The sequence below is a fragment of the Lentilactobacillus buchneri genome, from assembly GCF_018314255.1.
Classification (GTDB): Bacteria; Bacillota; Bacilli; order Lactobacillales; family Lactobacillaceae; genus Lentilactobacillus; species Lentilactobacillus buchneri.
The window spans coordinates 566,668-590,670 of sequence record NZ_CP073066.1 but is presented as its reverse complement, the minus strand read 5'-3'; the positions used below and the strand labels follow the sequence as shown (position 1 = coordinate 590,670).

The window sequence follows — 24,003 nt, the reverse complement described above, 5'->3', positions numbered from 1 at the left end:
TTACCGTAATTGGGGTTAAAACGGGGGAAATACCGTCGAAGTTCCTGACTTTATGAACTGGGTGTGATAAGCTCATTTAAGATAGATTTTGTTAACTAAAGGAGATATATCATGACGTTACCTCAATTAGATTTAAAGAATGCCAAGGGACCCAAAGCCACCATTAAAACCAATCACGGTGATATTGTGGTTCAATTGTTCCCTGAACAAGCCCCAAAGACCGTTGAAAACTTCGTTGCCTTAGCAGAAAAAGGTTATTACAACGGCGTTATTTTTCACCGGGTCATTCCTGAATTCATGATCCAAGGCGGCGACCCAACTGGAACCGGCATGGGTGGTGAGAGCAGCTTTGGTGGCAATTTTGCCGACGAATTTTCACCTGAGTTATTCAACATTAACGGCGCATTGTCGATGGCCAACGCCGGCCCTGATACCAATGGCAGCCAGTTCTTCATTGTTTCCAACGAACATGTTGATGACGGGATGATTTCTCAAATGAAGACGGCCGGTTATCCTGAACAAATTATTGAAGCCTACAAGAATGGCGGAACGCCTTGGCTGGACTTCAGACACACTGTTTTTGGTCAGGTTATCTCTGGCATGGACGTGGTTAAAGAGATTAGCCAGGTTGAGAAAAATGCTCAAGACAAGCCTAATGAAGACGTTGTGATGGAATCAGTCACAATTGATCAATGATTTTCAAGAGATTGGGACGAAAGGCGATTTGATCCCAGAATTTAACGTATAAAGCCAGTTATTCCGGATTTTGGAATGACTGGCTTTATGCGTTAAATGGCCGGGATCAGCCGATTGTTACAAGTTTTATCCATATACAAGTGGTAATCAAAGTTGCAATGACAGCCATCTTTACCATTTATGTCCCGGCCTCTTTTTTAATGCAAATTAAAGGGCAAGAATTCACAATCCAGAACCAATTCGCGGTAGGATGGACTTATAAAGATATTTAATTTGTGATTAAGGCGGTGAAATGATGGCAAAATTTGATGCAACATTTCGAAATGAAGTCAATGTGACTCAACCATACATTCAAGGTGAAACAGAGGATGAGGTCGCTCGAAAGTATCATTTGGATAAAGTGGTCAAGTTGGGCTCTAATGAGAATCCCTATGCGCCGTACTACCACTCCAAGAATGCAATGATTAGAAGTATTAGTACGCTGAATCGGTATCCGGAAGATGACTTTGTCAATTTGATTCAGCTATTGGCGGATGAAAATGGCTTAAAACCAGAGAATGTGGCTTTGGGTAGTGGTGCCGGCAACATTATCGAAACGGTAGCCAAGATGTTTATTAATGCCGGTGACGAGGTGCTGATTGCCAGACAGTCGTACCGGTTGTACCGGGAAGTGTCTCGATTAATGGGCGCCAAGGTCATTGAAATCCCATTGACCGATGATTACCAGTTCGATCTGGACGAATTCCAGCAAAAGATCACCGACAAAACGAAGCTGATTTGGATCTGTAATCCCAACAATCCAACCGGGACGTTGACCGATGCAGCCAAACTTGAGGCTTTTATGGATCAGTTACCTGATAATGTCTGGGTGATTGTTGATGAAGCTTATGCCCAATTTGCCGATCACTTGAGCTTGGCGAACTTTCTTCGCTATATTGGCAATAAACGGGTCATGGTCATCCGGACTTTTTCCAAATTCTATGGCCTGGCAGGTGCCCGACTGGGTTATGTGCTGGGTGATCCTGAGGCAATTCAGGCTTATGATACTGTGACAGAACCGTTCAACACCAACCGAACGGCGATCGCCGGCGCAAGTGCTGCGCTTCAATTTGATCAAACCGAATCTAATAAGGCGCGCAAAAAAATTCTCGGTGATCGTGAAGGACTGGTTGAGTCGTTGGGACTTCTGGGCTTCAAAGTTGCCCCGTCCCAAGCTAATTTTGTGTTTGCCCAACTTCCCGATGGCGCACCCGATGCAATAAGCGTTGTCAACGCCCTCATGAAAAATGGGGTGATTGTCCGTGACTGCACGCCCTGGGGGTATCCGCATCACATTAGAGTCACCGTGGGAACTCATGCAGAATTAGAATTCTTCCTGTCAAAGTTGACCGAAGTCCTAACAAATTAATTGACTAAAAAAGCGCACCAACTCAACGGTTATTGTTGAATTGGTGCGCTTTAATATTGGAAGAGAAATGGAACCTATTTTTTAATCTGTGCCAGCACATTCTTAATGGCTTGTGCTTGGAATTCAGCGGTGGCCTGCTTGACCAATTTGGCCCGGTCAGCAGCTGACATGGTTGGGTTCTTCTTCATTGCGGCCATCACCTGCTTGGTGACAAACGCTTTACCTTGGGCCTTTAATTTAGCTTGGTAAGATTTGCTTGCCATCATTTTCTTAAGGGCTTTGGCTTGTTGAGCGGAGAGAACCTGAACTGATTTGTTGACATACAAGATGTTGTGACGTTTGACGAATTTGTGGCCTTCACCAGAAATGCCGAACCACAATTTGGCAGCATCACTCTTGTACTCCCAACGCGTAGTTTGAGTGACCATGTGAGTCGTACCGCTGGTCATGACCACTTTGTTGGTGGTATCAGTCGTTTGCGTATGGGACTTCTTTTTAGCATTGGCTGATTTTTGATAAATATAAACTTGATGCTTATTAGCTGTTCCAATCGGCTGATAGAGAATCATCTGCATTTGCTTGCTGCCGATTGGGTAAATTTGCTGTGATGTTTCTGTTGTCACTTGTTTCATGCCGTAATGATCGTGGTCGTTCTTAATGATGAAGACCATTGATACGACTGCCAACAATAGTGAGAGCGCAGTAAGGGTATAACTGACCGGTTTACTTGAAATGTAGATGAAGAAGACAAACGCGAGAACAACCCCAATTACAAGTGTGATAACGATCATTAGTCTTCACCTCCATTTTTAGTGTAATCAGTTGAGTGACCACGGTTCTTCAAGAAGAAGGCAGTGATCAAAGCTAAGATACAGAAGAGCAGTGAAATGGCAAATGCGGCGTGATAACCGGTTAACGTGGCGTTGATCATGTGATCACGGTAGCCAAGCGGGTTACTTGTCAGCATTGAGTGAGCCGGTTTGTTGCTCTTCGTCACGTTGGTCAAGATACTGATCAACACAGCCGTTCCAACTGAAGCGGCAACCTGTCGCTGAGTGTTGTTGACGGCAGTTCCGTGACTTAACAAATTAATTGGTAGTGAGTTCATTCCAACAGTCGTAGCAGGCATCATTGTCATTGAAATTCCAAACATCCGAATAGCGTAGAAGACAACAATGTATAAAGTTGACGTGCTCTTGGTAATGAAGATAAACGGAATTGACCCTAATGTTAACAAGCTCATTCCTAAGATTGACAGGCGTTTAGCACCAAAACGGTCAACGGCCCGGCCGGTAATTGGGCTCATAATTCCCATCATTAAAGCGCCGGCCAGCAACGTTAATCCGGAATGAAAGGCGGACATGCCTTTAACAATCTGCAGGTAAAGTGGAATGACCATTTCGACTCCGACCATGGCCATCATGGTAACGGAACTCAAAATCGCTGAGACGGTAAATGGTACTGAACGGTAGACCCGAAATTCCAGGAATGGGGTCTTCATAGTCAATTGACGCCAAATGAACAAGGCGATGAAGACAACGCCGACGATCAACGTTGAAATCACGATTGTGCTGCCCCAACCATCTTCACCAACTGATGAGAAGCCGTAAAGCAAACTTCCAAATCCGATGGTAGACATGACGATTGAAAGCAGGTCGATGCCCGTCTTCTTGGTATCCAATACACTTCTGACGAGCCAGAAACTGGCAAGAATAACTAAGAACATCAATGGAATGATCATTCCGAACAGATCACGCCAAGTCCAGTTATCAATGACCCATCCGGAAAGGGTTGGCCCAATTGCAGGTGCCAGGCCAATAACGATTCCGGCAAGTCCCATGGCAGTCCCACGTTTGGCAGGTGGGAAGATGGAAAGCATAATTGTCTGAAGTAATGGCATGGTAACCCCAACACCGAGGGCTTGAATCAAACGACCGATTAATAAGGTCGCAAAGTTGGGAGCGATGTAACAAACGATCGTTCCGGCAAAGAAAGTGGTCATGGCACTAATATAAAGCCACTTAGAATTGAATCTTGTGCTTAACCAAGCACTAACAGGAATCATAATTCCGTTAACCATCATGAACCCAGTGGTCAACCACTGAACAGTCGATGTGTTGACGTCGAATGCTTTCATAATGGTAGGAAAGGCGGTTGAAAGAATCGTCTGATTCAGAACGGTACAAAATGTTCCGACCAGAATAACGATAATCATCAAACCACGGTTGTATGACTTCCCGTTTTTATCTACTGCGTTACCCACGATTTAGGACCTTCTTTATTTAAAATTTTGATTTCTCTCAAAATCGAACATGGACTAATATAAAATGTTTCAACATAATTGTCAAGCAAGTTGACAAACATATTTAAAAATATATACTTAATGTTAATTAATGTCTCACTGGTATCAGACGATTTAATAATTGAAATGCCGGTTTTAAGGCAATGGAAGCAATTACAACTTTTGAAAATGAGAAACGAGGGATCATTTTGGATAAAGAGTTCCAGCAGAAGCTGGCTCAAATCATGAAAGAGAACGACTGGCACTTGGGCATCGGAGACGTTGCGAATGCCACCGGCGTTTCCCAGACCAAATTGCGGTACTGGGAACGAAAGGGCTATATCGAAAGCACCCAGGGAAAAGGCCAGAATCGCAAATTTTCCTATAGTATGCTGATCAAGGTCTATCAGATGAAAGTTTTATTGGATCAGGGCTACACTTTGGCAGTCGCTGCCCAAAAGGCCGAATCCAAAAGCCACGAACTCAAATTAGCGAGACAGGTCCTATTCGATCGATTTGAAGGGATGACCGAAATCGACGGCCATCCTGCAGTTGACCTGGGCTATCTGGACGATAATCAAGATTCGATCCTCTATGCAGTGGTTAAAAAAGACGGCACTAAATTTAAAGTCGTTCCAACAGGAAAGTAAATTCAAAAGAATTTATGCTTGCTTTTTATACCCCTAAAAGCGTTACACTGTTACTGATAGAAAAACAATGGAGGAAATTTCATGTTAGAGAAGATCACTTATAAAGAGCTGCTTAGCCATGCGTTTGATATTCCAGTATCTGTAACTTACTGGGATGGTAAGACCGATAACTACGGAGATGGTGAGCCGCAAGTTAAGATTACGATTAAGAAAGAAATTCCATTAAAGAAAATGACTTCACAGCCAACACTGGTATTGGCAGAAGCCTATATGAACGGCGACATTGAGATTGACGGCAGCATTCAAGAGCTAGTTGCCTCAGCCTTTCGTGCCGACCATAGCTTCTTAACCAACAACCCATTCTTGAAGCACTTACCAAAGGTTTCCCACTCGGAGAAAGCCAGTGAGTCAGACATTCAAAAGCATTATGATATTGGTAATGATTTTTATAGAATGTGGCTTGATAAGAGCATGACTTATTCATGTGCCTATTTTGAACACGATGACGATACTTTGGAAGAAGCTCAGTTGAACAAAGACCGGCATATTTTACACAAACTCAATCCGGTTGCCGGTAATACTTTATTGGACATCGGCAGTGGTTGGGGCACTTTGTTGTTCATGGCCGCTGAAGACTTTGATTTAAAGGCTACCGGAATTACTTTGAGCCAGGAACAATATGACTACACCAAGCAACAAATCAAAGAACGCCACCTTGAAGGTAAAGTTGACGTTTTGCTTGAAGACTATCGGGAAGTCAAAGGCCAATTTAACTACGTCACTTCAGTCGGAATGTTTGAACACGTTGGCAAGGAAAACCTTGGCTTATACTTCCAGAAAGTTCATGATTTCTTGAAACCTGAAGGACGAGCCTTAATCCACGGGATTACTGGTCAGCACCAGGGAGCCGGCGTTGATCCGTTCTTGAACAAGTATATTTTCCATGGCGGCTATATTCCAAACGTCGCTGAAAACATGACTCACATCATGGATGCCGGAATGCAGATGAGTGATTTGGAGCCGTTGCGCCGTCACTATCAAAAAACCTTGGAAATCTGGTACGCCAACTACATGAAGGTCATCGATAAGGTCAAAGAAAAGTACGGTGTGCCGTTCTCCAGAATGTGGGGCATGTACTTACAAGCCAGTGCCGCTTCATTTGAAGCCGGTAATATTGATGTTATGCAGTACTTGTTGACCAATTCCCCAAGTGGAACCGGTCTGCCAATGACGCGTCAGTACGTTTACCAGGCTAAGGGCGAATAAAATTTTTAGAAACGATTAAAGGGAAACGCAATTTTGCGTTTCCCTTTTTAAGTGTCATTATTTAGCGAATCGAATTGATACCCAAACACTGCCGATAATCATCATGGTGCCAAAGACAAATCCCCACGAAATGGTTTCACCTAAAACCAACCATCCAAGTAGCGTTCCTACAATCGGTTGAAACAGAAAGAAAAGTCCAGAACTGGCAGCGTTCATTAACTGAAGGCCTTTATTCCACATAACAAAGCCCAAGGCTGTCGAGACGATTCCCAGATAAAGGAGACTGAGACCAATTTTGGGTTCCAGGTAATGAGCTTGGGTAATCACATCCATGTGGCTCAAGACAAATGGCGTGAGGCAAACGAATGCGACAAAAGTCGACATAATCGTGATTTGAAGTGAGTTATAGGTACCTGAAACTTTTTTGACCAGGACCGACATCAACGCCCAAGTCAATGCGGCAATGATTAACGAAAAAATTCCGAGTAACACATGGGTTCCTGAGAAGTGAACGCCAACAATCCAGATAACGCCTAAAGTGGCCATGGTAACAGAAATGATCTTAACAGCATCCAATTTCTCACCAAGCAACCACCAGGCAAATATGATCATGAAGGTCGGCGTAGCTGAAGTAATCACCGCCCCAGTCTGAGCGTTTGACAGCCAAGTTCCGGTTTCTTGGGTCACGATGGAAATGGCATTGCCAATAATACCGATTAAAATGATGATTCCCAAATCACGTTGATTGAAACGCCATTTAATGTGAAAAATGACTGCAAATAACATTAAACAAACCAACGCAATCAGGTATCGCAACCAGACCAGTTCAATTGGCGGGATAGTCTCAACCACCACTTTAACCACGACAAACATGCCCCCCCAGATACTGGCAGCTAAACTTAGCAGCAATGCACCGAGCATTTTTTTTGAATTCAATATGATGTTCCTCCGCTTTTTAGATTTCGTATGAAATGATTAGCGGAATAACCCGCTATTAACGGATAGTTGGAACATCACATTCATTTAATGGTGAATAGATCATGTAGTTGCCTCCTTTGATTTTTATGTTGTTAAATGAGTATACCTCTACATGATTTGAAATTCAAAGGCAGGCAGGATCGCAGCAGTTACGTTGATCGAACGTTTCTTGCCAGTATTACTAGTAAGTTTCCCCGTTTGAGGGTGTTCCATCTCCTGGCGCCTGTTGACTCACGTCTTTTCGAAGGGCAAGATTGCGAAATTGGCGCCAACTAAACGCCAATAAGCCTAAAAGAGAAAGAATGATCCCAAGCAATAACCCGGGGACGTGATAAGACATCACGATGTGGTTTGACTGATCAGTGAGTGGTAATGCGGTAAAGTTACCCAACACCTTAATTGGTTCAACGGGTTGGCCATTAACGGTTGCCGTCCATCCGGGATCATATGGAATTGCTGTATACAGCCATTCTGATTGTGAATTTGGGCGAACTGCCGTCCCCACCAAACGATCGTTGGTATAGGTGGGGGTAAAAGCGCTTTGTTTCAGGTGTTGATCAACTTTGCTGAATTGCGATTCATTCAGGCTGTTGAAATGACTATCGTGAAGGGTGTTTTGACTTTTGGATGTGAGCTGTAGGTTAACCGGGACGCCACGTTTGGCAGTTCCCAATTTAACCAGGTACTGTTTATCAAGTTGATTGGGGATGGTTTTCAATCGGGTGTGATTGACATAAATGGCGCTGTAATCCAGTAGTTTATCTGAAGTATCGAAGTACAGCGGACCGCTGAGCTTGGGAATGATCGTCAGGGTGTATTTTTCGCGAGCCCTGATTGTTTGCCGTTGTGGGTTGGTTCCAGATTCGCTTACTAAATACGGTTGGTCGGAAGGTGTCAGTCGTTGGAGAATCCTTTCCAGATTGGTAAATAGTGTGCCGGCGGTGAGTTGTAGATGAGCGAATTGGTTGGTAACCGGGAAGCCGATCCCTGCAAAGGATGTGTTTTTCTCAATTTTTCCAGCTGGGTTCAGCTGATATTTAACCCCCAACAGCATGTCGGAAATGGCAGTCGAGCCGGCAGTACTGATTCGGCGCTGATTCTTACTGAACAGACCGATCATTTTCAGTGATTGACGGGTGGATTCGGTTAACGTCGAGCTGTATTCTTGAATGCCGTTGTAATTGAACAATATGGGATCGTTATAGCCTAAGTAAGTTTCTTTGAATATGGGAGCCAACTGACTGTGAGACTGGTCAATGCGGTATAGCTGATTGTCGGTGGTTTTAGTCTTTGAAACGATGGTATCAACTCGAGGATAGGCAGTCTCGTAGCTTGTTTGCAAAGGCAGCGGTTCGCTCTTGAGGGTGTAGCCGAAGTTGGTACCCATTTCCAGGCAGACAATTGTTCCAATTAATAATTGCTGCATCGGATGGACGGCTGTGAACAGGAGGTATGAGAAGATGACCGTTAAAAGGAGATTGACTATGAGGACGTTGAGTGAGTTGGGCTGAACGGCCAAATAGTCGTTTGTGAGCACATGGCGTCCCAGGCGGATGTCGAGATAACCGACAATTAACAATCCCGCTAGAATTGTTGGAGTGCTCAATTTAGCCTTGAATGACAAGCGTTGGGGGGTGGCCAACAGCATTTCGTAAGCCGCGGAGATCAAGACAAAACTCAGCAAGAATGAATAGCGAAATGGAGAGCCGGACGGTTCATTGAGCATGTGCCAAACCAGATTGATCGGTCCAATCAGCATACTGAGTGAGAGAATTCCAGCCGTTACCGAGACCGCTAGTTTGTGGTTTCGAGGGATTTGGGGATGGAAAAAGTAGCCGATCACTAAAAGGGCGATCGCTAAGGACGAAAAAATCGCCGGAGCATGTAGCAGCCGATTATCGTACGTTTGCCCGCCCAAACCCAATTGGGAAAAGATCTCCAAACCAAATTGTGGCTTGGCTGCCGCAGCCAGACTATTGGTGGTTGACGGGCTGGTCTTGGCGGTCTGAAGCATGCCCAACATGGTCGGCAATAGCACCACCATACTGGACATGACACTGGCGGCTTCGGTGAAAATGAATCTGGTAATAAACTGTCGATTGTGGCTGATGGCGGTGATCAAAGAGAAGTGAAGATCGTTGGTTCGGATAATCGTTTCGACTGCGTAGATGAGGGTAAACAGTCCGAGCATATAGCCGATATAGTAGTTGGACACGATCGCTGCCGTCAGCCAGACAAATAAACTGATCGATTGTTTTCCCGCTTTGATCTGATCGATTCCGTCACAGATTAACGGCAAATAAATGAGGCCGTCCAGCCACATGATATTGACGAAGTTTGCCGAAGCAAAACCGCAAAGGCTGAAAGCTAGAGCGAAAAATGGCAGTAAAAGATGAATTCGATTGAAATGCCGAGCGAGAAACCAGCAGGTCGTCGCGGCAATCGTCATGTCTTTGAGGATAAAAATCCAGGAAATGGCCACCGGCAGCTGGCTCGTTGGAAATAGGAGGACCAGTAAGTTAAATGGACTCAATAGATAGTACGTGATGAGCGGAAAGATGTTTTCACCGACGCCAAGCGAAAAAGAAAATAATGAGAAGTGTCCGGTTAAGAGGGCGTTTCGAAAGCCGGTCAGAAATGGGACGTATTGGGCACTCATATCACCAACTAATAGATTGTGAGTCCCAAATGGGGTGATTTGGTTAACTGTGAAGATCATCACCAACACCACGCCGGTCAGGGCTGCCGATAAAGCGACGATTAACAGGATATTTCTGGTTGTATATTTAAGGTTCATGATGACTGCCCCCGATTGTGTTGGATAACTTTTTGGGTATTTAATTGCTGGCGGTGAAGGACTGCCATTGCTGATTCCCACCACAGCAGTCCATACAGCGCCGCACCAATCACATCAGTTGGATAGTGAACCTGTAGGTAGAGTCGCGAGAGGCAAATCAGGGCTACCCAGAAGACTAACATCATGCTGAAAAACATTCTCAACCTCACCGATGAGATGAGCGGGAGGATGAATTGAAAAACAATTAACAGCAGAATAACGGCACTGACGACATGGCCGCTTGGGAAGCTGTAGCCTGAGTCATGGGCTAGCATGGTGGTTGGTCGTGGACGTTCAGTTAGATGCTTAATGATTAAGCCACCCGCATTGCCGGTAACGACTACCACCAGGGTTGTCAGAGCCTCCTCCAGCATTTTTCGCTGCCAAAGAAACACACTGGCGATAATCGCCAACCCAACTGTTATCATTGGGCTGCCGAACAGGGCAACTCCTTTGAAAAAACTTGTTCTGTCTGGGGTAATAAATCGCTGGAGATAGTTAAGAAAATCGCGGTCCCAAAAATACAACTGAACATTTTGCAGGAGGACCAATCCTGTGATGCCAATAAAGATCAGCCAGCCGAAGAACAGCAGCGGATGATTTTTGATTGTTGATGTCTGCATGAATATTCCTCCAATCACTTGGTTATCGAACTTACAAGCCAAGAATACTGTGATTTTTGGCGAAGAAATACAGGGCTAAAAAAAGAGCCTTCTGATAAATTCTCAGAAGGTCTCAAAGTGGGGATGTAAGTGTCAGTTAAGAAGAACGCAAGGCAATTGATGGTGCTATTTTGTTAAATCGAGGTCGGGAAAGCTGACTTCAAACGAGACGCCGTGGGGCAAGATATTTGTGACCCGCAAGCCGACATCATTTAGCTGGGCAAGCTGACTGGCAATTGCTAAGCCTAATCCGTTGCCGGTAATGTGACTGTTGTGGGCAGGATCCCCGCGGTAAAAACGATCAAAGATATGGGCCTGGTCAGCCTCGGGGATGCTTGGGCCATTGTTTTCGACAGCCAAAATTGTTTGATGGTCACGTTTGCTGATTTTGACCGTGATTTGGGCATCCGGCGGGGAATATTTGCCGGCATTATCTAAAAGGGCAGATAAAATCTGGGTAATATTGGTCTGGTTGGCATGAACGATTGCTGATTGCTCGCCCACAACTTGAATTGGTTGCTCTAAAAGCACCCGCTGTTCTTCGACGGTTTCGTTGACGATGGCTGCTAAATCAAAATGACTTTTGGTGACGACTTCCTTGTCGGCTCGCGACAGGGCCAGCAGACTGTTCACCAGCGCCTGCATTTTTGCTGACTCGTCGTCAATAAAATGAAGTGAGCTGTCGATAATTTCAGGATGCGCTTTGCCGCGGCGTTTAACAAGGGCAATATGACCCCGGATAGCTGCAATCGGTGTTCGCAATTCATGAGATGCATTGGAAATAAATGCTTTTTCTTTTTGGTTATTTTTGATGATGGCTGATAACAAATCGTTAAAGCTAATCGCAAGCTGTTTGGCCTCGATTGGGGACTCCGGAACCGGTAGAAGGGTTTCAACCCGATTAATCGATTGGCTATGAGCCTTGGCGGCTTCCTGGAGGGTTTGCAGCGGCTCCGTTAACTGGCGGGCAATCAGGGAAATGACGAACCAGCCCAGTGACAGACTGGCAAGTGAAACCAACAGAACGATTAAAATGACCGATGTTAACAGTTGAACGATTGGATTGAGGCTCAGCCAAATTTCTGAGCGGATATTCTTTTGACTACCATGCCGAACACCGCTGCGATAATAGAAGAGGCCATAGCCCTTGGCATAAATGAGAGCCGGGAAAACAGGTATGTGGATCATTTTTGAAATCGGGGTTGGTGCTGCCGCCAAAAATTGAGGTGCTCCTTGGGAATAAAATAGTTCCGGCTGTTTAGCCGTATGAACCTGATCCGTTACCCTGACATAAGTATTTTCAGTATTGATGCTGCTGTTTTTCCGCCACTGTTTCCAATCCGGTTTGTCGTCAATGAATGAGCGATTAAGGCTTCTGAGTAATTCTACCGATTGGCTTTCGCTTTGGCGGACCAAATTCACGCCCACCACCAAGACAACGGCGATACCGGTAAATAGGGCAAAAAAGGTTAGCAGGATAATAAAGTGGTGACGGATTGCCTGATAGGTGGTGCGATGCTGTTTCTTTGCCAAACTAAGACTCCTTATTCCTGATAATTTCCGGACATCACATAGCCGACTCCACGGACCGTGTGGATCAGCTGTTTGGAATATCCCCGATCAACTTTGTTGCGCAAGTAGCGGATATAAACGTCAACGACATTTGGCTGGCCTTCGAAGTCGACCCCCCAAACTGCGTCAAGCAGCTCATCACGGGTGAGGGTTTCGCCGCCGTGGCGAATGAGGGTTAATAACAATTCGTACTCCCGTTGGGTGAGTTGAATCAGTTGATTTCCCCGCGAAACCTGGCGGGACTTGGTGTTTAAGGTCAGGTCCTCTACGGTATACAGTTCGCTTTGCTGGTGGTGATGACTCTCGTGGCGGAGAACGACTCGAATTCGGGCCAGCAGTTCTTCGATTTCAAATGGTTTGGTAATGTAATCATCGGCACCGCTGTCGAGTCCAGCGACTTTATCGCCGACGTAATCTCTGGCGGTCATCATGATGACTGGGATGTCATCATTTTTGCGGATTCGCCGTAGAACTTCCAGTCCGTCAAGCTTTGGCAGCATCCAATCCAGAATGATCAGATCTAAGTTGCCTCGGTTATTGTCATAGACTTGGAGGGCTTCAAGACCGTCTTTTGCCAACAATACCTGATAATCTTCAAATTTTAATTCTGGGATTAAATACGAGCTGAGTGCTTCCTCGTCTTCAACCAGCAGGATGGTATTCGTCATAATTTCCCCTCAATTCTGGTTCAATTGAATAATCATGAACATTGTAGAGTGACTGGCAGCTCATTTGAAAGTGGTAGTCCCTGACAAGTTTCTGTGAAATTCTCAGAAACTTATTCATGGTGCCCCAGTCGCTGCAAGTAGGTGGCAAAGGGTTCCTTACCGGTATCTTTGCCGGATTCTTTGGCTTCATACCAGTCAATTTTATCATTTAGAATCTGCAGATGATGCTGGACTTGGCGGTATTCTTCCATGAAATCGGCCTTGGTTTTCTTGAGTAAATCCAGGCGGTCAGGGATGGTCTGGTCGCCCTCAGCCCGCCAAGTGACGTATTTTTTCAGGTCGTTGATGCTCATTCCGGTGCCTTTAAGATGCAAGAGGAATTTGACCCACTTGATGTCCTGTTCGGTAAAATATCGGCGACCGTTGTCTGTCCGACGGGCTTTGAGTAGCCCCTGATTTTCATAGTAGCGGATGGTTGGAGCGGAGAGGCCGACAATTTCGGCAAATTCGCCGATTTCATAACTGGTTTCTGATTGAATAGCTGGCATGATATTTCCTCCATTATTTTTTAAGAAGTGTTTGACTTAAAGTTAACTTTAAGTTGTATGCTCCTATTTGTAAAGTAAATGTTTTGGATGAGGAGGAAATAAAATGGTTAAAAATGAAAATGTTAAAAATGGTGTGATTTTCCCAGCTGGCCCGAAAAACGATGCTTATGCCAAGTATTTTGTGGGTCAGAGTTATCTTCAGGGATTAGTCAATGATCCAGCGGTTGATGTGGAGGTTGGCAACGTCACTTTTGAACCCGGTTGTCGCAATAATTGGCATATTCACCACGATGGTTATCAAATTTTGTTGGTCACCGGTGGCGAAGGCTGGTATCAAGAGGCCGGCAAGCCCGCTCAACACTTAGTTCCGGGAGATGTGGTCGTGACTCACGATGGCGTCAAGCACTGGCATGGGGCCACAAAAGACAGTTGGTTCTCACACATTGCGATTACCGCTGGGACACCGGAGTGGCTCGAACCGGTCTCAGATGAAGAATACGATCAATTGGAGGTTCAATAATCATGGCTAAAAAACAAACTGCTGGAAGAGATGCACTGGGTGATTTTGCACCCAAATTTGCCGAACTAAATGACGACGTTTTATTTGGCGAAGTCTGGTCAAGAGAATCAAAGCTGTCTGCCAGGGACCGCAGCATGATCACCTGTGCCAGCTTGATGTCACAGGGGTTGTTCCCACAACTGGAAGCCCATATGAAAATGGCCAAGGCAAACGGGGTTACAAAAGACGAAATCGTCGAGATCATCACTCATTTAGCATTTTATGCCGGCTGGCCAAAGGCTTGGTCTGCGTTTGACATTGCGAAGAAAATTTTTCATTAATTGATGATGGAAATTTATGAGTGTGGAACGTAATGCGTTTTGACCCATCATTTAAGCAAAGGAGCGAGTCATTCCTGTCTTGGAATGACTCGCTCCTTTGTTTAAACTCTGCACATTTTATCAATATAACAGTGGTAATCAAAGTCACCGAAATTGAATCAATAAAATGACGGCTTATCGAACTTGGTGTTCGGTTCATTGACACCGATACTCTTGCGAGTAAATTTCCGTGAGTTGTCGTTTAAGATGTCGATGATTAACTGGGCCACCGCCTGACGAGTGACTTCCGTACCACCAAACGGTTCACCGCTTTCAGTCAATTCGTAATTGGTATTGCCATCCTTGTTGTACAGCCATGCCAATCGCAAGAGGGTATATGTCAGATCAGAATCTTCGATCGCTTTGGCAGTGGTTTTGCGCTTGGTGATCGAGCTTTCAATCATGCTGGTATTCCACTGACCAAAGGCACCTTTGACTTCGTCTTCGATCCCGAGAACGGTCGCCCCAATGAACTGGCGAACGTGGTTGGCATCCATTGCCTCAATGATGTTCTTAACGGACGTGATGTCCCGCATCTCATTGAGATAGACAGCGTCGACACCATCCATGGCCTTGTTCAAAGTATCGTGATCGTTAAAGTCACCATCAATGACTGTTTCGCGCTTGGGATCCGTTACGTGAAGCCGACTGGTGGCATTCCGAGCGTAAAGTTTTAAATTAAAATCAGTTTGTTTTAAGAGCTGGGGGATTAAGAAACTGGGAATTTGTCCGGCAGCACCAAGAATTAAGACAGTTTTCAAAAAAATTCCTCCCTAAAATGATTTTAGCTACGCCTTTACTATAACGCAGATTTGCGTTTGCGTAACGGTGAGCAATCGTTTTAGGGAGGAATTTTGTTTAACTGATTATTTGGCTAAAGTTTGGAGTGCTTTTTGAGCAGCTACATTCATGATATTCCACGGCCGGTCAAATCCTGGTTGGAAGAAGAAGTCGGCATAGGCTAAATCATCCAACGTCATTTTTGCTTGGACGGCCAAACTAATGGCATTCATGTTGGCGGTGACGTCACGCTTCGACATAATCTGAGCACCCAAAATCCGGTGATTTCCGGGATCAAAGGTCAACTTGAAGTAGACCTTTTGATTGCCGGCCTCATTTGGTACGAATGGTGGCTGGGTGGTATCAGTTACGAAGACGGATTGACTCAACACGCCGTTGGCTGCGGAAGTCCCTTCCTTGATTCCCGTTGAAGCAAAGTGGTAATCAAAGACAGACAGGGCAGATGAACCGGAAACAGCCGGCATCTTCATGTCGTCTCCCAGGACGTTTTTCGCAGCAATCCTGCCTTGGCGTCGAGCATTGGTAGCCAAAGCAATCTGGAGTTCCTTACCAGTTGGGGCAAATGGAACTTTGGTGCTGTCACCGACGGCGTAAATATCAGGCTGGCTGGTTTCTTGATGATCATTGACTTTGACCAGACCCTTATCGGTTAAATCAAGGGTGCCCTTTAACCAGTCGGTATTTGGCTTGATGCCGGCAGTCTCGATGACCAGGTCACTTGGATATTCAGCTTGATCAGTCTTAACTGCCGTCACCTGGCCGTCCTCACCATTGAATGACTTGACTGTTTGGCCGGTTGCCAAGTAAATGTTGTGATCCTTTAGCGTCTTGGAAAGGACATCGGTAAACTCCTGATCCAGGTACAGGGCCAATGGACGAGGGAGAATATCAATCAACGTCACATGCTTGCCGGCTTTGGAAAAGACTTCAGCGGCTTCAATACCGATATAGCCGGCACCGACGACGGTGACATTTTGAACATCGGGGTCAACCGTCTTCTCCTTTAATTTGATGGCCCAGTCACGTCCACGCATTGCATAGACATTTTTGAGATCGCCGCCAGGAACAGGAATTCTTGCCGGTACGGCACCGGCAGATAGTACCAACTTGTCATATTTTTCTTCACGAGTTGAATCATCGTCCAAATTATGGACAACTACCGTATGCTCGTCTGGATTAATTGAGGTAACTTCTTGGTGGACAAACACATTGACACCTTGGGCCCGCATTTGTTCCGGCGTTGCATAACGAACAGCGTTGACATCCTTGACGACCCCTTCAAGATAAAGCTGCATCCCACAGGAGAGAAATGAAATGAAGTCGCCCTTTTCATACCATTGAATTTCGGTATCCGGCTTTTCTGCCAAAATCCCCCTGACAGTTTCAAACCCACCGTGAGATGAACCAACAACAATAACTTTCATCAACGATTCCGCCTTTCTAGATTCGATATTTACAAGTATTTGACTTGCTAAATACAGCGTAACATATTTATGAGGTGATTTGTCGAATAAATTAGAATAATTATAAACTACATATTGATTCTTTTGCCATAAAATGCGGATTATTGTTTAAAAGGTGAATACACAGGTAGATAATGCCCACCGCCGACCATCATTCAAAAGTTATCATGATAACATTTTATTTAGAACCATTATGACGGAAACGCTATCATTTTGAACTGATTTTCGAAACAACAACACTCAAAAAGGCGCCCAAGATTCAACTGGACGTCTGCTTGATTTGGATTCCTTATGATTAATGAGGGCGGTCACCTTATCGTTCACGCTGCTTTGCCAAAAGTCGCAGCAAAAGCGGTTTAATTCGATAAAAAATAACTTCTGCCACGACGAACCCGACTGCCAAGGCAATGGCAATTGTCAGCGCATTGAACATGTATTGCCCGGTGCGGATTTCATTCCCCAAAGTGAAGCTGCGCATCCCCAGGTATAAAATGCCGCCCGGGACTAATGAAACCAAGCTGGGGACATAAATAATATTGACGGGGACTCTAAACATCACCGCAGAAATATTACCCAGAATGCCGATAACAATTGCCGCGGTGAAGTTGGGGAGAATTAACCCGTTATCGACTTGCAAGACTAAATAATAGGCCACCCAGGCCAGTGATCCGGTGATGCCGGCGGGTAACAGTGATCTCCGGGGGACGTTGGTAACCAATCCGAAGCCGACCGTTGAGGCGAAACTGACGATGAGTTCAATCAGGACTTTCATAGGCCGCCTCCAATCAGATGGAAAATGATTCCGGACAGCCCAACGCCCAAAACAACTCCGGCACCGATGGATCCAGCGATAATCAAGGCGTCAACCGCCCGGACAACTCCGGAAATAGTATTCCGATCGATGATTTCTCGAAACGAGTTGGTAATGGCCACTCCTGGAACCAGTGGCATTAAAGCACTGACAATGATGTTCCCGGCGTTAGTGGCGATTCCCAGGGACTGCAGGACGGCTGCCAAAAAGCCGACTGTAAAACCGCCTAATCCAGCTGCCACATAAGGGGTCTTGATCCGGGGGCTGGAAAGGGCCGCTGCCAAGTAGCCAAAGATGCCGACGAAAAACGCTAGTGAAAGATCGGCCCAAGTTGCCTTGAACAGCAGCATTGGTGCGACAGACACCATGGCGGCACCAAACACTTTTTCCGGCCAAGTAAAGTCAATCACTTTCTTGTCGATTTGGTCGATGGTTCGTTTGAGCTCGGCAAAATCAATCTGTCCGGTCACAAATTTCCGTGACATGGTGTTGATTTCGTCAACCTTTTCCAAGTTGAAATCCCCCAGGCGGACTTTAACCAAGTGGGTTTTGGTCTGATTTTTGACCCCGACAAACAGGTCGGTAATCGTCGCGTGGCAGCTGATATCATAATGGGCAGCGCGGCCGATATATTCAACGGTGCCTTCGACACGCGATGTTTCCGCACCGCTGGTGAGCAGAATTTTACCGACCTTGCCGCAGACGGCGATCAGCTCATCTTCAGATATTGATTGATCCATACTTTCACCCCTTGAAAAATCTCTTTGCATTCCATTATAAACTCATATGTTTTTAATCATGACAAAAAGATTTTTCAAATGGGTGTTGACAAGGGCATGTTGTGATGATAAAGTTATTAGCAATTATTAAAAATACATTAGACATTGAAGAGAAGAGTAACGTTAACGCATTCCTAAAGAGAGCTTCGTTTGGTGAGAGAAGTGGTTTGCAGCGACGTGAAGATGAGCTCTGAGTCAGGTATCCGGTCAAAAGGCTAGGATATCCGCGAGTCCGCGATATTGGACCGGGTATTCCAAGGAGTACTTATTAAGGCTGTCATTGTGAGGTGACAGTAAATCAGGGTGGCATCGCGAAGCTTTCGTCCCGTAGTTGAAATAACTATGTGGACGGAAGCTTTTTTTATGACTTAAGGAGATGATTTGGATGACGGCAAATGCAATTAATGGGTTCTTATTGGCAGCACAAAAGTGGGTTAACCACGAAGTTACTAATCCGCTATCAATCTTGGTGTTGAACCTAATGCCAACACGGCAGAATACTGAGCGTCAGTTTTTAACGCGGTTCAGTGAAATTGGTTCCGACGCGGAATTAACGTTTATGTATCCGTCATCCCATCATTTTCGTGGGACGTCAACAGACCTGATTCAACGGGATTATGTCTGTTTGGATCAAATTAGGGATGCCCATTATGATGGCTTAATTGTCACTGGAGCGCCAATCGAAACGCTCCCGTTCAACCAAGTTGATTATTGGGATGAGCTTGAGGAAATCATTGACTGGTCAAAGGATCATGTCACTGAATGTTTGTATGAATGTTGGGCTGCTCAAGCCTGTTTGTTCCACGACTTTGGTGTTCGGAAACACTTGCTGCTGAGCAAATTGTTTGGTGTTTATCCGGCAGAAACCATCAACGCGGAATCACCGATTGCCCGTGGATTTGGCGCTGGGGGATTGCTGAAGATGCCCCAATCCAGACATACCGGCATTGTTTTGGACGAGGATCATCTTCCGGAAGGTTTGATGGTGGATGTTTCATCAGCTGTTACCGGCCCGATCATCTTGTCAGCTGACAGTCTTCACAGCACTTACATCACCGGTCATCCCGAGTATTCCGAAGGAACGCTGGTATTGGAATATTACCGCGATTTATATGAGCAGATGCCGATCAGATTGCCGCAAAACTACTTCATTGATCAGGATTCCGGAACGGTGGACTATTCTTGGAAAAACAGCAGTATTCAGATTTATGATAACTGGACGAAAATCATCGCAAATAAGAAAGTGGGTTTATCAATATGACAGAAGAAAACAGTCACTTACACTTTGAAACACTTCAGGTACATGCGGGTCAAACGGTTGATGAAACCGGTTCTCGAGCAGTCCCAATTTATCAAACCACCTCGTACGTATTCGACAATCCAGAGCAGGCCGCCGGCCGATTTGGCTTGACGGACCCCGGCAACATCTATACGCGTCTGACCAACCCAACCACCGATGTTGTCGACAAGCGGGTCGCTGCTCTAGAAAACGGTACCGGCGGCGTCACCCTGGCAACCGGTTCGGCAGCCATCACCGCCGCCATTTTGAATGTTGCCGGCAAGGGTGACGAAATTGTCTCGGCCAGCACGTTGTATGGCGGAACCTTTAACCTCTTCAACGTCACTTTACCGAAATTAGGCATTAAGACCCATTTCGTGGACCCGGACGATCCGGCCAATTTTGAAGCACCGATTAATGAGCACACAAAAGCACTCTATATCGAAAGTATTGGGAATCCGGGAATTAATTTGATTGATTTCGAAGCCGTTGCAAAGATTGCTCACAAACATGGCATTATCTTGATTGTTGATAACACGTTTGGCACCCCATACCTGGTTCGACCATTGGATCACGGCGCTGATGTGGTTGTCCATTCGGCCACCAAATTCATTGGCGGCCACGGGACCACAATGGGTGGCGTGATTGTGGAAGGTGGCAAATTTGACTGGAAAGAAAGCGGCCGTTATCCCGGCTTCACCGAACCGAATGCTCAATATAATGGCCTGGTATTTGCCGATCTCGGTGGTAGTGCGTTCACAACCAAAGTCAGAGCAGAATCTTTGCGGGATCTGGGGGCCACGATTAGTCCGTTCAATTCGTTCCTATTACTTCAGGGGCTGGAGTCACTTTCATTACGAGTTGAACGTCACGTTGAAAACACCAAGAAAATTGTCAACTTCTTGGATCGCCATCCCAAGGTGGCCTGGATCAATTATCCGGGACTTGAAGACAGTAAGTACCATGATTTGGCTGAAAAGTATTTTCCAAAGGGGGTCGGCTCAATCTTCACCCTTGGTTTGAAGGGCGGTGAAAAAGCTGGCAAGCAGCTTATTCAAAACCTCAAGTTATTCTCATTACTGGCCAATGTCGCCGATGCCAAATCATTAATTATCCATCCAGCTCCGACGACGCATGCGCAGTTGAATGAAGAAGAATTGCGTGAGGCTGGGATTACGCCCGACCTAATCAGAGTGTCGGTGGGTGTCGAAAATGCTGATGACCTGATTGCCGATCTCAGTCAGGCTTTGGATAAAATTCCGGAAGACGTTCAGGAAACAGTTGGGGCACCGAAACCTTGAATTGAATTAGTTTGACGAAGGATTAACTGCACTATGTGGTTAGTCCTTTTGTTTTGTGGATGATTGTCGACTCAGTTGGTCAAACTGTGGGGGAATTTAACTTAACGTTTGTGATTTTGCCAGCTGGGCTCCGCCTGCCATAGTGGCTTTGATTTCAAGCCTGTAGTCTTGAAATACAAAGGTGCTGTAATCGCCGCTTTCAGCGACTCAACAGCACTTTCACTATGGCTGGCAATGCCCAGCCGGCAAAATCAGGCAACCGAGAAGGCAAAATGACTGATGTTTGGTTCATGCAGTTCTCAAGCTATATTGGTTTGCAAGTCTCCAAGACCTTCCAAGGGTTTCGACTATTCGAATCTAATTTTTCTACCATCTGCCAAATGAGGGTTACAAGCTGCCAGGTGAGGGATATTTCAAACCATGTGGATGTTAACTCGTAACGGGGGTTCCATCAGCGTTCCAAAGAAGTGGCGCTCAGTTCGTTGGCATTGACTACCATAGTGAAAGGTGTTGTTGAGTCGCTGAAAGCGGCGATTACAACACCCTGGCATTTCGAGACTACAGGCTCGAAATCCAGGCCACTATGGTAGGCAGAGCCGACGAACTGAGCACCACGGCAGTCTAAGCAAAAAGAACCTCGATATGAATAAAACGACAATATTATTCATGAATACTGATGTGAATAAATTTCCTTCACAAGCCCAATATACACCTGTATACTCAAAATAATGAATAAATATTAATTTTTAAATAAAAATATGAATAATACCCAAAAAACATTGCATTAATCTGTATGTTGTTGTAAGATGTTTTCAATTCATTAATATTCAATTAGAGGAATATTTAGAAAAATGAGAGGCGATTGGTTTGCAAGTGGCTTTAGTCGGGATTACAGGATATGCAGGAATGGTATTGTATCAACTCCTTCGTCGGCATCCAGAAGTAGCCGGGATTAACCTGTATGACCATAAATTAACTGAAAATGAGAAATTGTCGCAAATGGTTTCGGCTTTTTACACGGATGACACCCAAGTGCAGCCATACGATCCTGAAACAATTATGGCAGACAATCAAATGGTCTTTTTCGCGACGTCGGCCGGGGTAACCGCCCAGCTCAGCCAACCCTACATTCAGGCAGGCTTTCCAGTGATCGACCTATCTGGAGACTTAAGGCTGGAGGATGCCAGCGAGTATCAACGCTGTTATCACAAGCCAGCGGCGCCACAACCGGCAATGCGGCAAGCTCATTATGGCCTGGCAGATTTCGAATCGGCCGCTCATCAGACCTACGTTGCCAATCCGGGCTGTTATGCCACGGCAACGTTATTAGGTTTGGCACCATTGGTTCAAAATGACTTGATTGACCCGGAGTCTATTGTCGTTGATGCCAAATCGGGAACCTCTGGCGCCGGCAAAAATCCCGCCCAGGCCACTCATTTCACACAGGCTAATGACAACCTGCAGATATATAAACCCAATCAACACCAGCACATTCCGGAAATCATGTTGGAATTGCAGCGCTGGAACGATGATGTGGCCGCTATCCAATTTATGACGACGCTGCTGCCAATCACCCGCGGCATCATGAGTACGATTTATGCCAAGGTTAAGCCCGGCGTTGGCGATGCCCAAATTGATCAGGCATATGACACCACCTACGGCAATAAGCCATTTGTTCATTATACCGGTGAGCATTTACCCGATATCAAACAGGTAGTCGGGACTAACAACTGCGATATTGGGGTTGTCTACAATCCGGTCACTCAGACGGTGGTCGTCGACAGCGTGATTGATAATTTACTGAAAGGAGCGGCCGGCCAAGCCGTTCAAAACTTTAACCAGATGTTTGATTATGAAGAAACCAGCGGCTTGAACCTACAAACGTTTTTGCCGTAAACCGAGGAGAGATTTGAATGCAGATGACAAGTAAGACACTCATTGAAGTGAGTCAGTTCACTTGGCCGAAAGGCTTTTCCGCCGACTCGACCCACGCCGGGTTCAAGCCCGACCAGGACGATATGGGATGGCTTTATTCCAGTACCCCCGCAAACGCAGCCGGGGTTTATACCACGAACCAGTTTCAGGCCGCACCAACCAAGCTGACCAAACAGACGATCAACTTGGCACATCAATTACAAGCGGTGGTCATGAATAGTGGTAATGCCAATTCATGCAACGGGGCGCAAGGAGAAACCGATGCCTTGATGATGCAGAAAATGACCGCCGATCGACTTCAAATCGATCCGCAACTGGTGGGGATTGCCTCCACTGGCGTGATTGGCGAACCGCTGCCAATGGACAAGATTAAGGCCGGGATTTCCCAATTGAAGCTGACCCAAAACGTTGGCGTCACTAAAGCAATCTTGACCACCGACACCCATCCCAAAACGATGACCGTCAAATGTTTGATTGATGGCCAGGAGGTGACCACCACCGGATTTTGTAAAGGGTCTGGGATGATTCATCCCAACATGGCCACGATGCTGGGCTTTGTGACAACTGATGCAGCAATTGCCGGAGGAGATCTCCAGCAGCTGCTCAGCACGACAGTCGATGAAACCTTCAATCAGATTACTGTCGACGGCGACACGTCCACCAACGACATGGTGGTTGTGATGGCCAACGGCGCTGCTGAGAATCAGCCCTTAACCAAAGCCGATCCGGATTACCCAACCTTTGCGGCAGCTTTTAAGCAGGTCCTCACCCATTTGGCACAGGAGATCGCCGGTGATGGCGAAGGGGCTTCCAAGTTAGTCGAAGTCAATGTCTCTGGCGCTTATAACCATTTGGAGGGCCAACGGGTTGCCAAGGCAATTGTCGGCTCCAACCTGGTCAAAGCGATGATCTTTGGCGAAGACGGCAATTGGGGCAGAATTATGCAGGCAATCGGCCAGACAACCGCCCACGTTGATTTAAACGGCGTCAGCGTTGCCATTAATGACCTGCAGCTGGTTCACAACTGCTTGGGCACCGGGATCGATGATGATAAAGTCGCAGCAACCCTTAAACAGAACAAAGTCGTGATTGACGTCGACCTACATGCCGGAAAAGCTACCGGAACTGCTTGGGGCTGTGATCTCACTTATCAATATGTTCAAATCAACGCATCATATCGAAGCTAGGAG

The 24,003-nt window shown here is 45.9% G+C and carries 22 protein-coding genes; 10 read left to right on the top strand and 12 right to left on the bottom strand.

Going from position 1 to position 24,003, the window contains the following annotated elements:
- Window positions 1-111: 111 nt before the first annotated feature.
- Both KE627_RS03080 and hisC read left to right on the top strand, forming a co-directional pair.
- The gene (locus tag KE627_RS03080; protein ID WP_013728568.1) at window positions 112-696 is read left to right on the top strand and encodes a peptidylprolyl isomerase; all 585 of its coding nucleotides are present in this window, start codon (window positions 112-114) and stop codon (window positions 694-696) included.
- A gap of 295 nt (window positions 697-991) precedes the next feature.
- Window positions 992-2,104, top strand: a complete 1,113-nt coding sequence (gene hisC, locus KE627_RS03075; RefSeq protein ID WP_146971949.1) for a histidinol-phosphate transaminase — start codon at window positions 992-994, stop codon at window positions 2,102-2,104.
- Between the two features lie 74 nt (window positions 2,105-2,178).
- Here the strand turns inward: hisC and KE627_RS03070 are convergent, their stop codons facing one another.
- Complete coding sequence (locus tag KE627_RS03070; protein WP_013728566.1) at window positions 2,179-2,895, bottom strand: DUF4811 domain-containing protein; 717 nt, start codon at window positions 2,893-2,895, stop codon at window positions 2,179-2,181.
- Window positions 2,895-4,367: an MDR family MFS transporter gene (locus tag KE627_RS03065; protein WP_013728565.1), complete on the bottom strand. Its 1,473-nt coding sequence runs from the start codon at window positions 4,365-4,367 to the stop codon at window positions 2,895-2,897. The genes KE627_RS03070 and KE627_RS03065 overlap by 1 nt, the downstream gene beginning before the upstream one ends.
- Before the next feature lie 182 nt (window positions 4,368-4,549).
- Between KE627_RS03065 and KE627_RS03060 the strand changes: the two genes are divergently transcribed.
- Both KE627_RS03060 and KE627_RS03055 read left to right on the top strand, forming a co-directional pair.
- Window positions 4,550-5,035: a MerR family transcriptional regulator gene (locus tag KE627_RS03060; protein ID WP_173667683.1), complete on the top strand. Its 486-nt coding sequence runs from the start codon at window positions 4,550-4,552 to the stop codon at window positions 5,033-5,035.
- 81 nt (window positions 5,036-5,116) lie between these two features.
- Window positions 5,117-6,301 (top strand): SAM-dependent methyltransferase, encoded by a 1,185-nt coding sequence (locus tag KE627_RS03055; protein ID WP_013728563.1) that lies wholly within the window; start codon window positions 5,117-5,119, stop codon window positions 6,299-6,301.
- 57 nt (window positions 6,302-6,358) lie between these two features.
- On the opposite strand, the gene KE627_RS03050 is transcribed toward KE627_RS03055, so the two are convergent.
- The 6 genes from KE627_RS03050 to KE627_RS03025 form a co-directional block, all read right to left on the bottom strand.
- A complete protein-coding gene (locus KE627_RS03050; RefSeq protein WP_013728562.1) occupies window positions 6,359-7,237 on the bottom strand; it encodes a DMT family transporter in 879 nt (292 codons plus the stop codon).
- Window positions 7,238-7,460: 223 nt separating this feature from the next.
- Entirely contained in the window at window positions 7,461-10,076 is a 2,616-nt protein-coding gene (locus KE627_RS03045; RefSeq protein ID WP_056938787.1) for a YfhO family protein, read from the bottom strand.
- Entirely contained in the window at window positions 10,073-10,738 is a 666-nt protein-coding gene (locus KE627_RS03040) for a phosphatase PAP2 family protein (RefSeq protein WP_013728560.1), read from the bottom strand. The genes KE627_RS03045 and KE627_RS03040 overlap by 4 nt, the downstream gene beginning before the upstream one ends.
- Before the next feature lie 165 nt (window positions 10,739-10,903).
- Window positions 10,904-12,310 (bottom strand): sensor histidine kinase, encoded by a 1,407-nt coding sequence (locus tag KE627_RS03035; protein WP_082602307.1) that lies wholly within the window; start codon window positions 12,308-12,310, stop codon window positions 10,904-10,906.
- Window positions 12,311-12,321: 11 nt separating this feature from the next.
- Complete coding sequence (locus KE627_RS03030) at window positions 12,322-13,017, bottom strand: response regulator transcription factor (RefSeq protein ID WP_013728558.1); 696 nt, start codon at window positions 13,015-13,017, stop codon at window positions 12,322-12,324.
- Between the two features lie 110 nt (window positions 13,018-13,127).
- Window positions 13,128-13,565, bottom strand: coding sequence for a MerR family transcriptional regulator (locus tag KE627_RS03025; RefSeq protein WP_013728557.1), 438 nt, complete (start codon window positions 13,563-13,565; stop codon window positions 13,128-13,130).
- Window positions 13,566-13,668: 103 nt separating this feature from the next.
- On the opposite strand from KE627_RS03025, the gene KE627_RS03020 reads away from it, so the two are divergent.
- A complete protein-coding gene (locus KE627_RS03020) occupies window positions 13,669-14,085 on the top strand; it encodes a cupin domain-containing protein (protein WP_056938789.1) in 417 nt (138 codons plus the stop codon).
- 2 nt (window positions 14,086-14,087) lie between these two features.
- Window positions 14,088-14,405, top strand: a complete 318-nt coding sequence (locus tag KE627_RS03015; protein WP_013728555.1) for a carboxymuconolactone decarboxylase family protein — start codon at window positions 14,088-14,090, stop codon at window positions 14,403-14,405.
- A 158-nt stretch (window positions 14,406-14,563) separates the two neighbouring features.
- Here KE627_RS03015 and KE627_RS03010 read toward each other — a convergent pair whose 3' ends face one another.
- From KE627_RS03010 to KE627_RS02995, 4 genes are all read right to left on the bottom strand, one after another.
- Entirely contained in the window at window positions 14,564-15,205 is a 642-nt protein-coding gene (locus tag KE627_RS03010; RefSeq protein WP_013728554.1) for an NAD(P)H-binding protein, read from the bottom strand.
- A gap of 105 nt (window positions 15,206-15,310) precedes the next feature.
- Window positions 15,311-16,669, bottom strand: coding sequence for an FAD-dependent oxidoreductase (locus KE627_RS03005; RefSeq protein ID WP_013728553.1), 1,359 nt, complete (start codon window positions 16,667-16,669; stop codon window positions 15,311-15,313).
- 352 nt (window positions 16,670-17,021) lie between these two features.
- Complete coding sequence (locus tag KE627_RS03000) at window positions 17,022-17,480, bottom strand: threonine/serine exporter family protein (RefSeq protein WP_013728552.1); 459 nt, start codon at window positions 17,478-17,480, stop codon at window positions 17,022-17,024.
- Window positions 17,477-18,259 carry a threonine/serine exporter family protein gene (locus KE627_RS02995; RefSeq protein ID WP_056938790.1) on the bottom strand — a complete coding sequence of 261 codons (783 nt, stop codon included), beginning with the start codon at window positions 18,257-18,259 and terminating at the stop codon, window positions 17,477-17,479. The genes KE627_RS03000 and KE627_RS02995 overlap by 4 nt, the downstream gene beginning before the upstream one ends.
- A 424-nt stretch (window positions 18,260-18,683) precedes the next feature.
- Between KE627_RS02995 and KE627_RS02990 the strand changes: the two genes are divergently transcribed.
- The 4 genes from KE627_RS02990 to argJ all read left to right on the top strand — a co-directional run bounded on the left by KE627_RS02990 (window position 18,684) and on the right by argJ (window position 24,000).
- The gene (locus KE627_RS02990) at window positions 18,684-19,559 is read left to right on the top strand and encodes a homoserine O-acetyltransferase/O-succinyltransferase family protein (protein ID WP_056938791.1); all 876 of its coding nucleotides are present in this window, start codon (window positions 18,684-18,686) and stop codon (window positions 19,557-19,559) included.
- Window positions 19,556-20,878 (top strand): O-acetylhomoserine aminocarboxypropyltransferase/cysteine synthase family protein, encoded by a 1,323-nt coding sequence (locus tag KE627_RS02985; protein WP_056938792.1) that lies wholly within the window; start codon window positions 19,556-19,558, stop codon window positions 20,876-20,878. The genes KE627_RS02990 and KE627_RS02985 overlap by 4 nt, the downstream gene beginning before the upstream one ends.
- 867 nt (window positions 20,879-21,745) lie before the next feature.
- Entirely contained in the window at window positions 21,746-22,774 is a 1,029-nt protein-coding gene (argC, locus tag KE627_RS02980) for an N-acetyl-gamma-glutamyl-phosphate reductase (RefSeq protein WP_013728548.1), read from the top strand.
- A 17-nt stretch (window positions 22,775-22,791) separates the two neighbouring features.
- Entirely contained in the window at window positions 22,792-24,000 is a 1,209-nt protein-coding gene (argJ, locus tag KE627_RS02975) for a bifunctional glutamate N-acetyltransferase/amino-acid acetyltransferase ArgJ (RefSeq protein ID WP_056938793.1), read from the top strand.
- Window positions 24,001-24,003 lie beyond the last annotated feature (3 nt).

Excerpts from the sequence above, each read along its gene's own strand:
- KE627_RS03080 (WP_013728568.1), top strand. The coding sequence starts at position 112 with ATGACGTTACCTCAATTAGATTTAAAGAATGCCAAGGGACCCAAAGCC.
- hisC (WP_146971949.1), top strand. The coding sequence starts at position 992 with ATGGCAAAATTTGATGCAACATTTCGAAATGAAGTCAATGTGACTCAA.
- KE627_RS03070 (WP_013728566.1), bottom strand. The coding sequence starts at position 2,895 with ATGATCGTTATCACACTTGTAATTGGGGTTGTTCTCGCGTTTGTCTTC.
- KE627_RS03060 (WP_173667683.1), top strand. The coding sequence starts at position 4,550 with ATGGAAGCAATTACAACTTTTGAAAATGAGAAACGAGGGATCATTTTG.
- KE627_RS03055 (WP_013728563.1), top strand. The coding sequence starts at position 5,117 with ATGTTAGAGAAGATCACTTATAAAGAGCTGCTTAGCCATGCGTTTGAT.
- KE627_RS03045 (WP_056938787.1), bottom strand. The coding sequence starts at position 10,076 with ATGAACCTTAAATATACAACCAGAAATATCCTGTTAATCGTCGCTTTA.
- KE627_RS03040 (WP_013728560.1), bottom strand. The coding sequence starts at position 10,738 with ATGCAGACATCAACAATCAAAAATCATCCGCTGCTGTTCTTCGGCTGG.
- KE627_RS03030 (WP_013728558.1), bottom strand. The coding sequence starts at position 13,017 with ATGACGAATACCATCCTGCTGGTTGAAGACGAGGAAGCACTCAGCTCG.
- KE627_RS03025 (WP_013728557.1), bottom strand. The coding sequence starts at position 13,565 with ATGCCAGCTATTCAATCAGAAACCAGTTATGAAATCGGCGAATTTGCC.
- KE627_RS03020 (WP_056938789.1), top strand. The coding sequence starts at position 13,669 with ATGGTTAAAAATGAAAATGTTAAAAATGGTGTGATTTTCCCAGCTGGC.
- KE627_RS03015 (WP_013728555.1), top strand. The coding sequence starts at position 14,088 with ATGGCTAAAAAACAAACTGCTGGAAGAGATGCACTGGGTGATTTTGCA.
- KE627_RS03005 (WP_013728553.1), bottom strand. The coding sequence starts at position 16,669 with ATGAAAGTTATTGTTGTTGGTTCATCTCACGGTGGGTTTGAAACTGTC.
- KE627_RS03000 (WP_013728552.1), bottom strand. The coding sequence starts at position 17,480 with ATGAAAGTCCTGATTGAACTCATCGTCAGTTTCGCCTCAACGGTCGGC.
- KE627_RS02995 (WP_056938790.1), bottom strand. The coding sequence starts at position 18,259 with ATGGATCAATCAATATCTGAAGATGAGCTGATCGCCGTCTGCGGCAAG.
- KE627_RS02990 (WP_056938791.1), top strand. The coding sequence starts at position 18,684 with ATGACGGCAAATGCAATTAATGGGTTCTTATTGGCAGCACAAAAGTGG.
- KE627_RS02985 (WP_056938792.1), top strand. The coding sequence starts at position 19,556 with ATGACAGAAGAAAACAGTCACTTACACTTTGAAACACTTCAGGTACAT.
- argJ (WP_056938793.1), top strand. The coding sequence starts at position 22,792 with ATGCAGATGACAAGTAAGACACTCATTGAAGTGAGTCAGTTCACTTGG.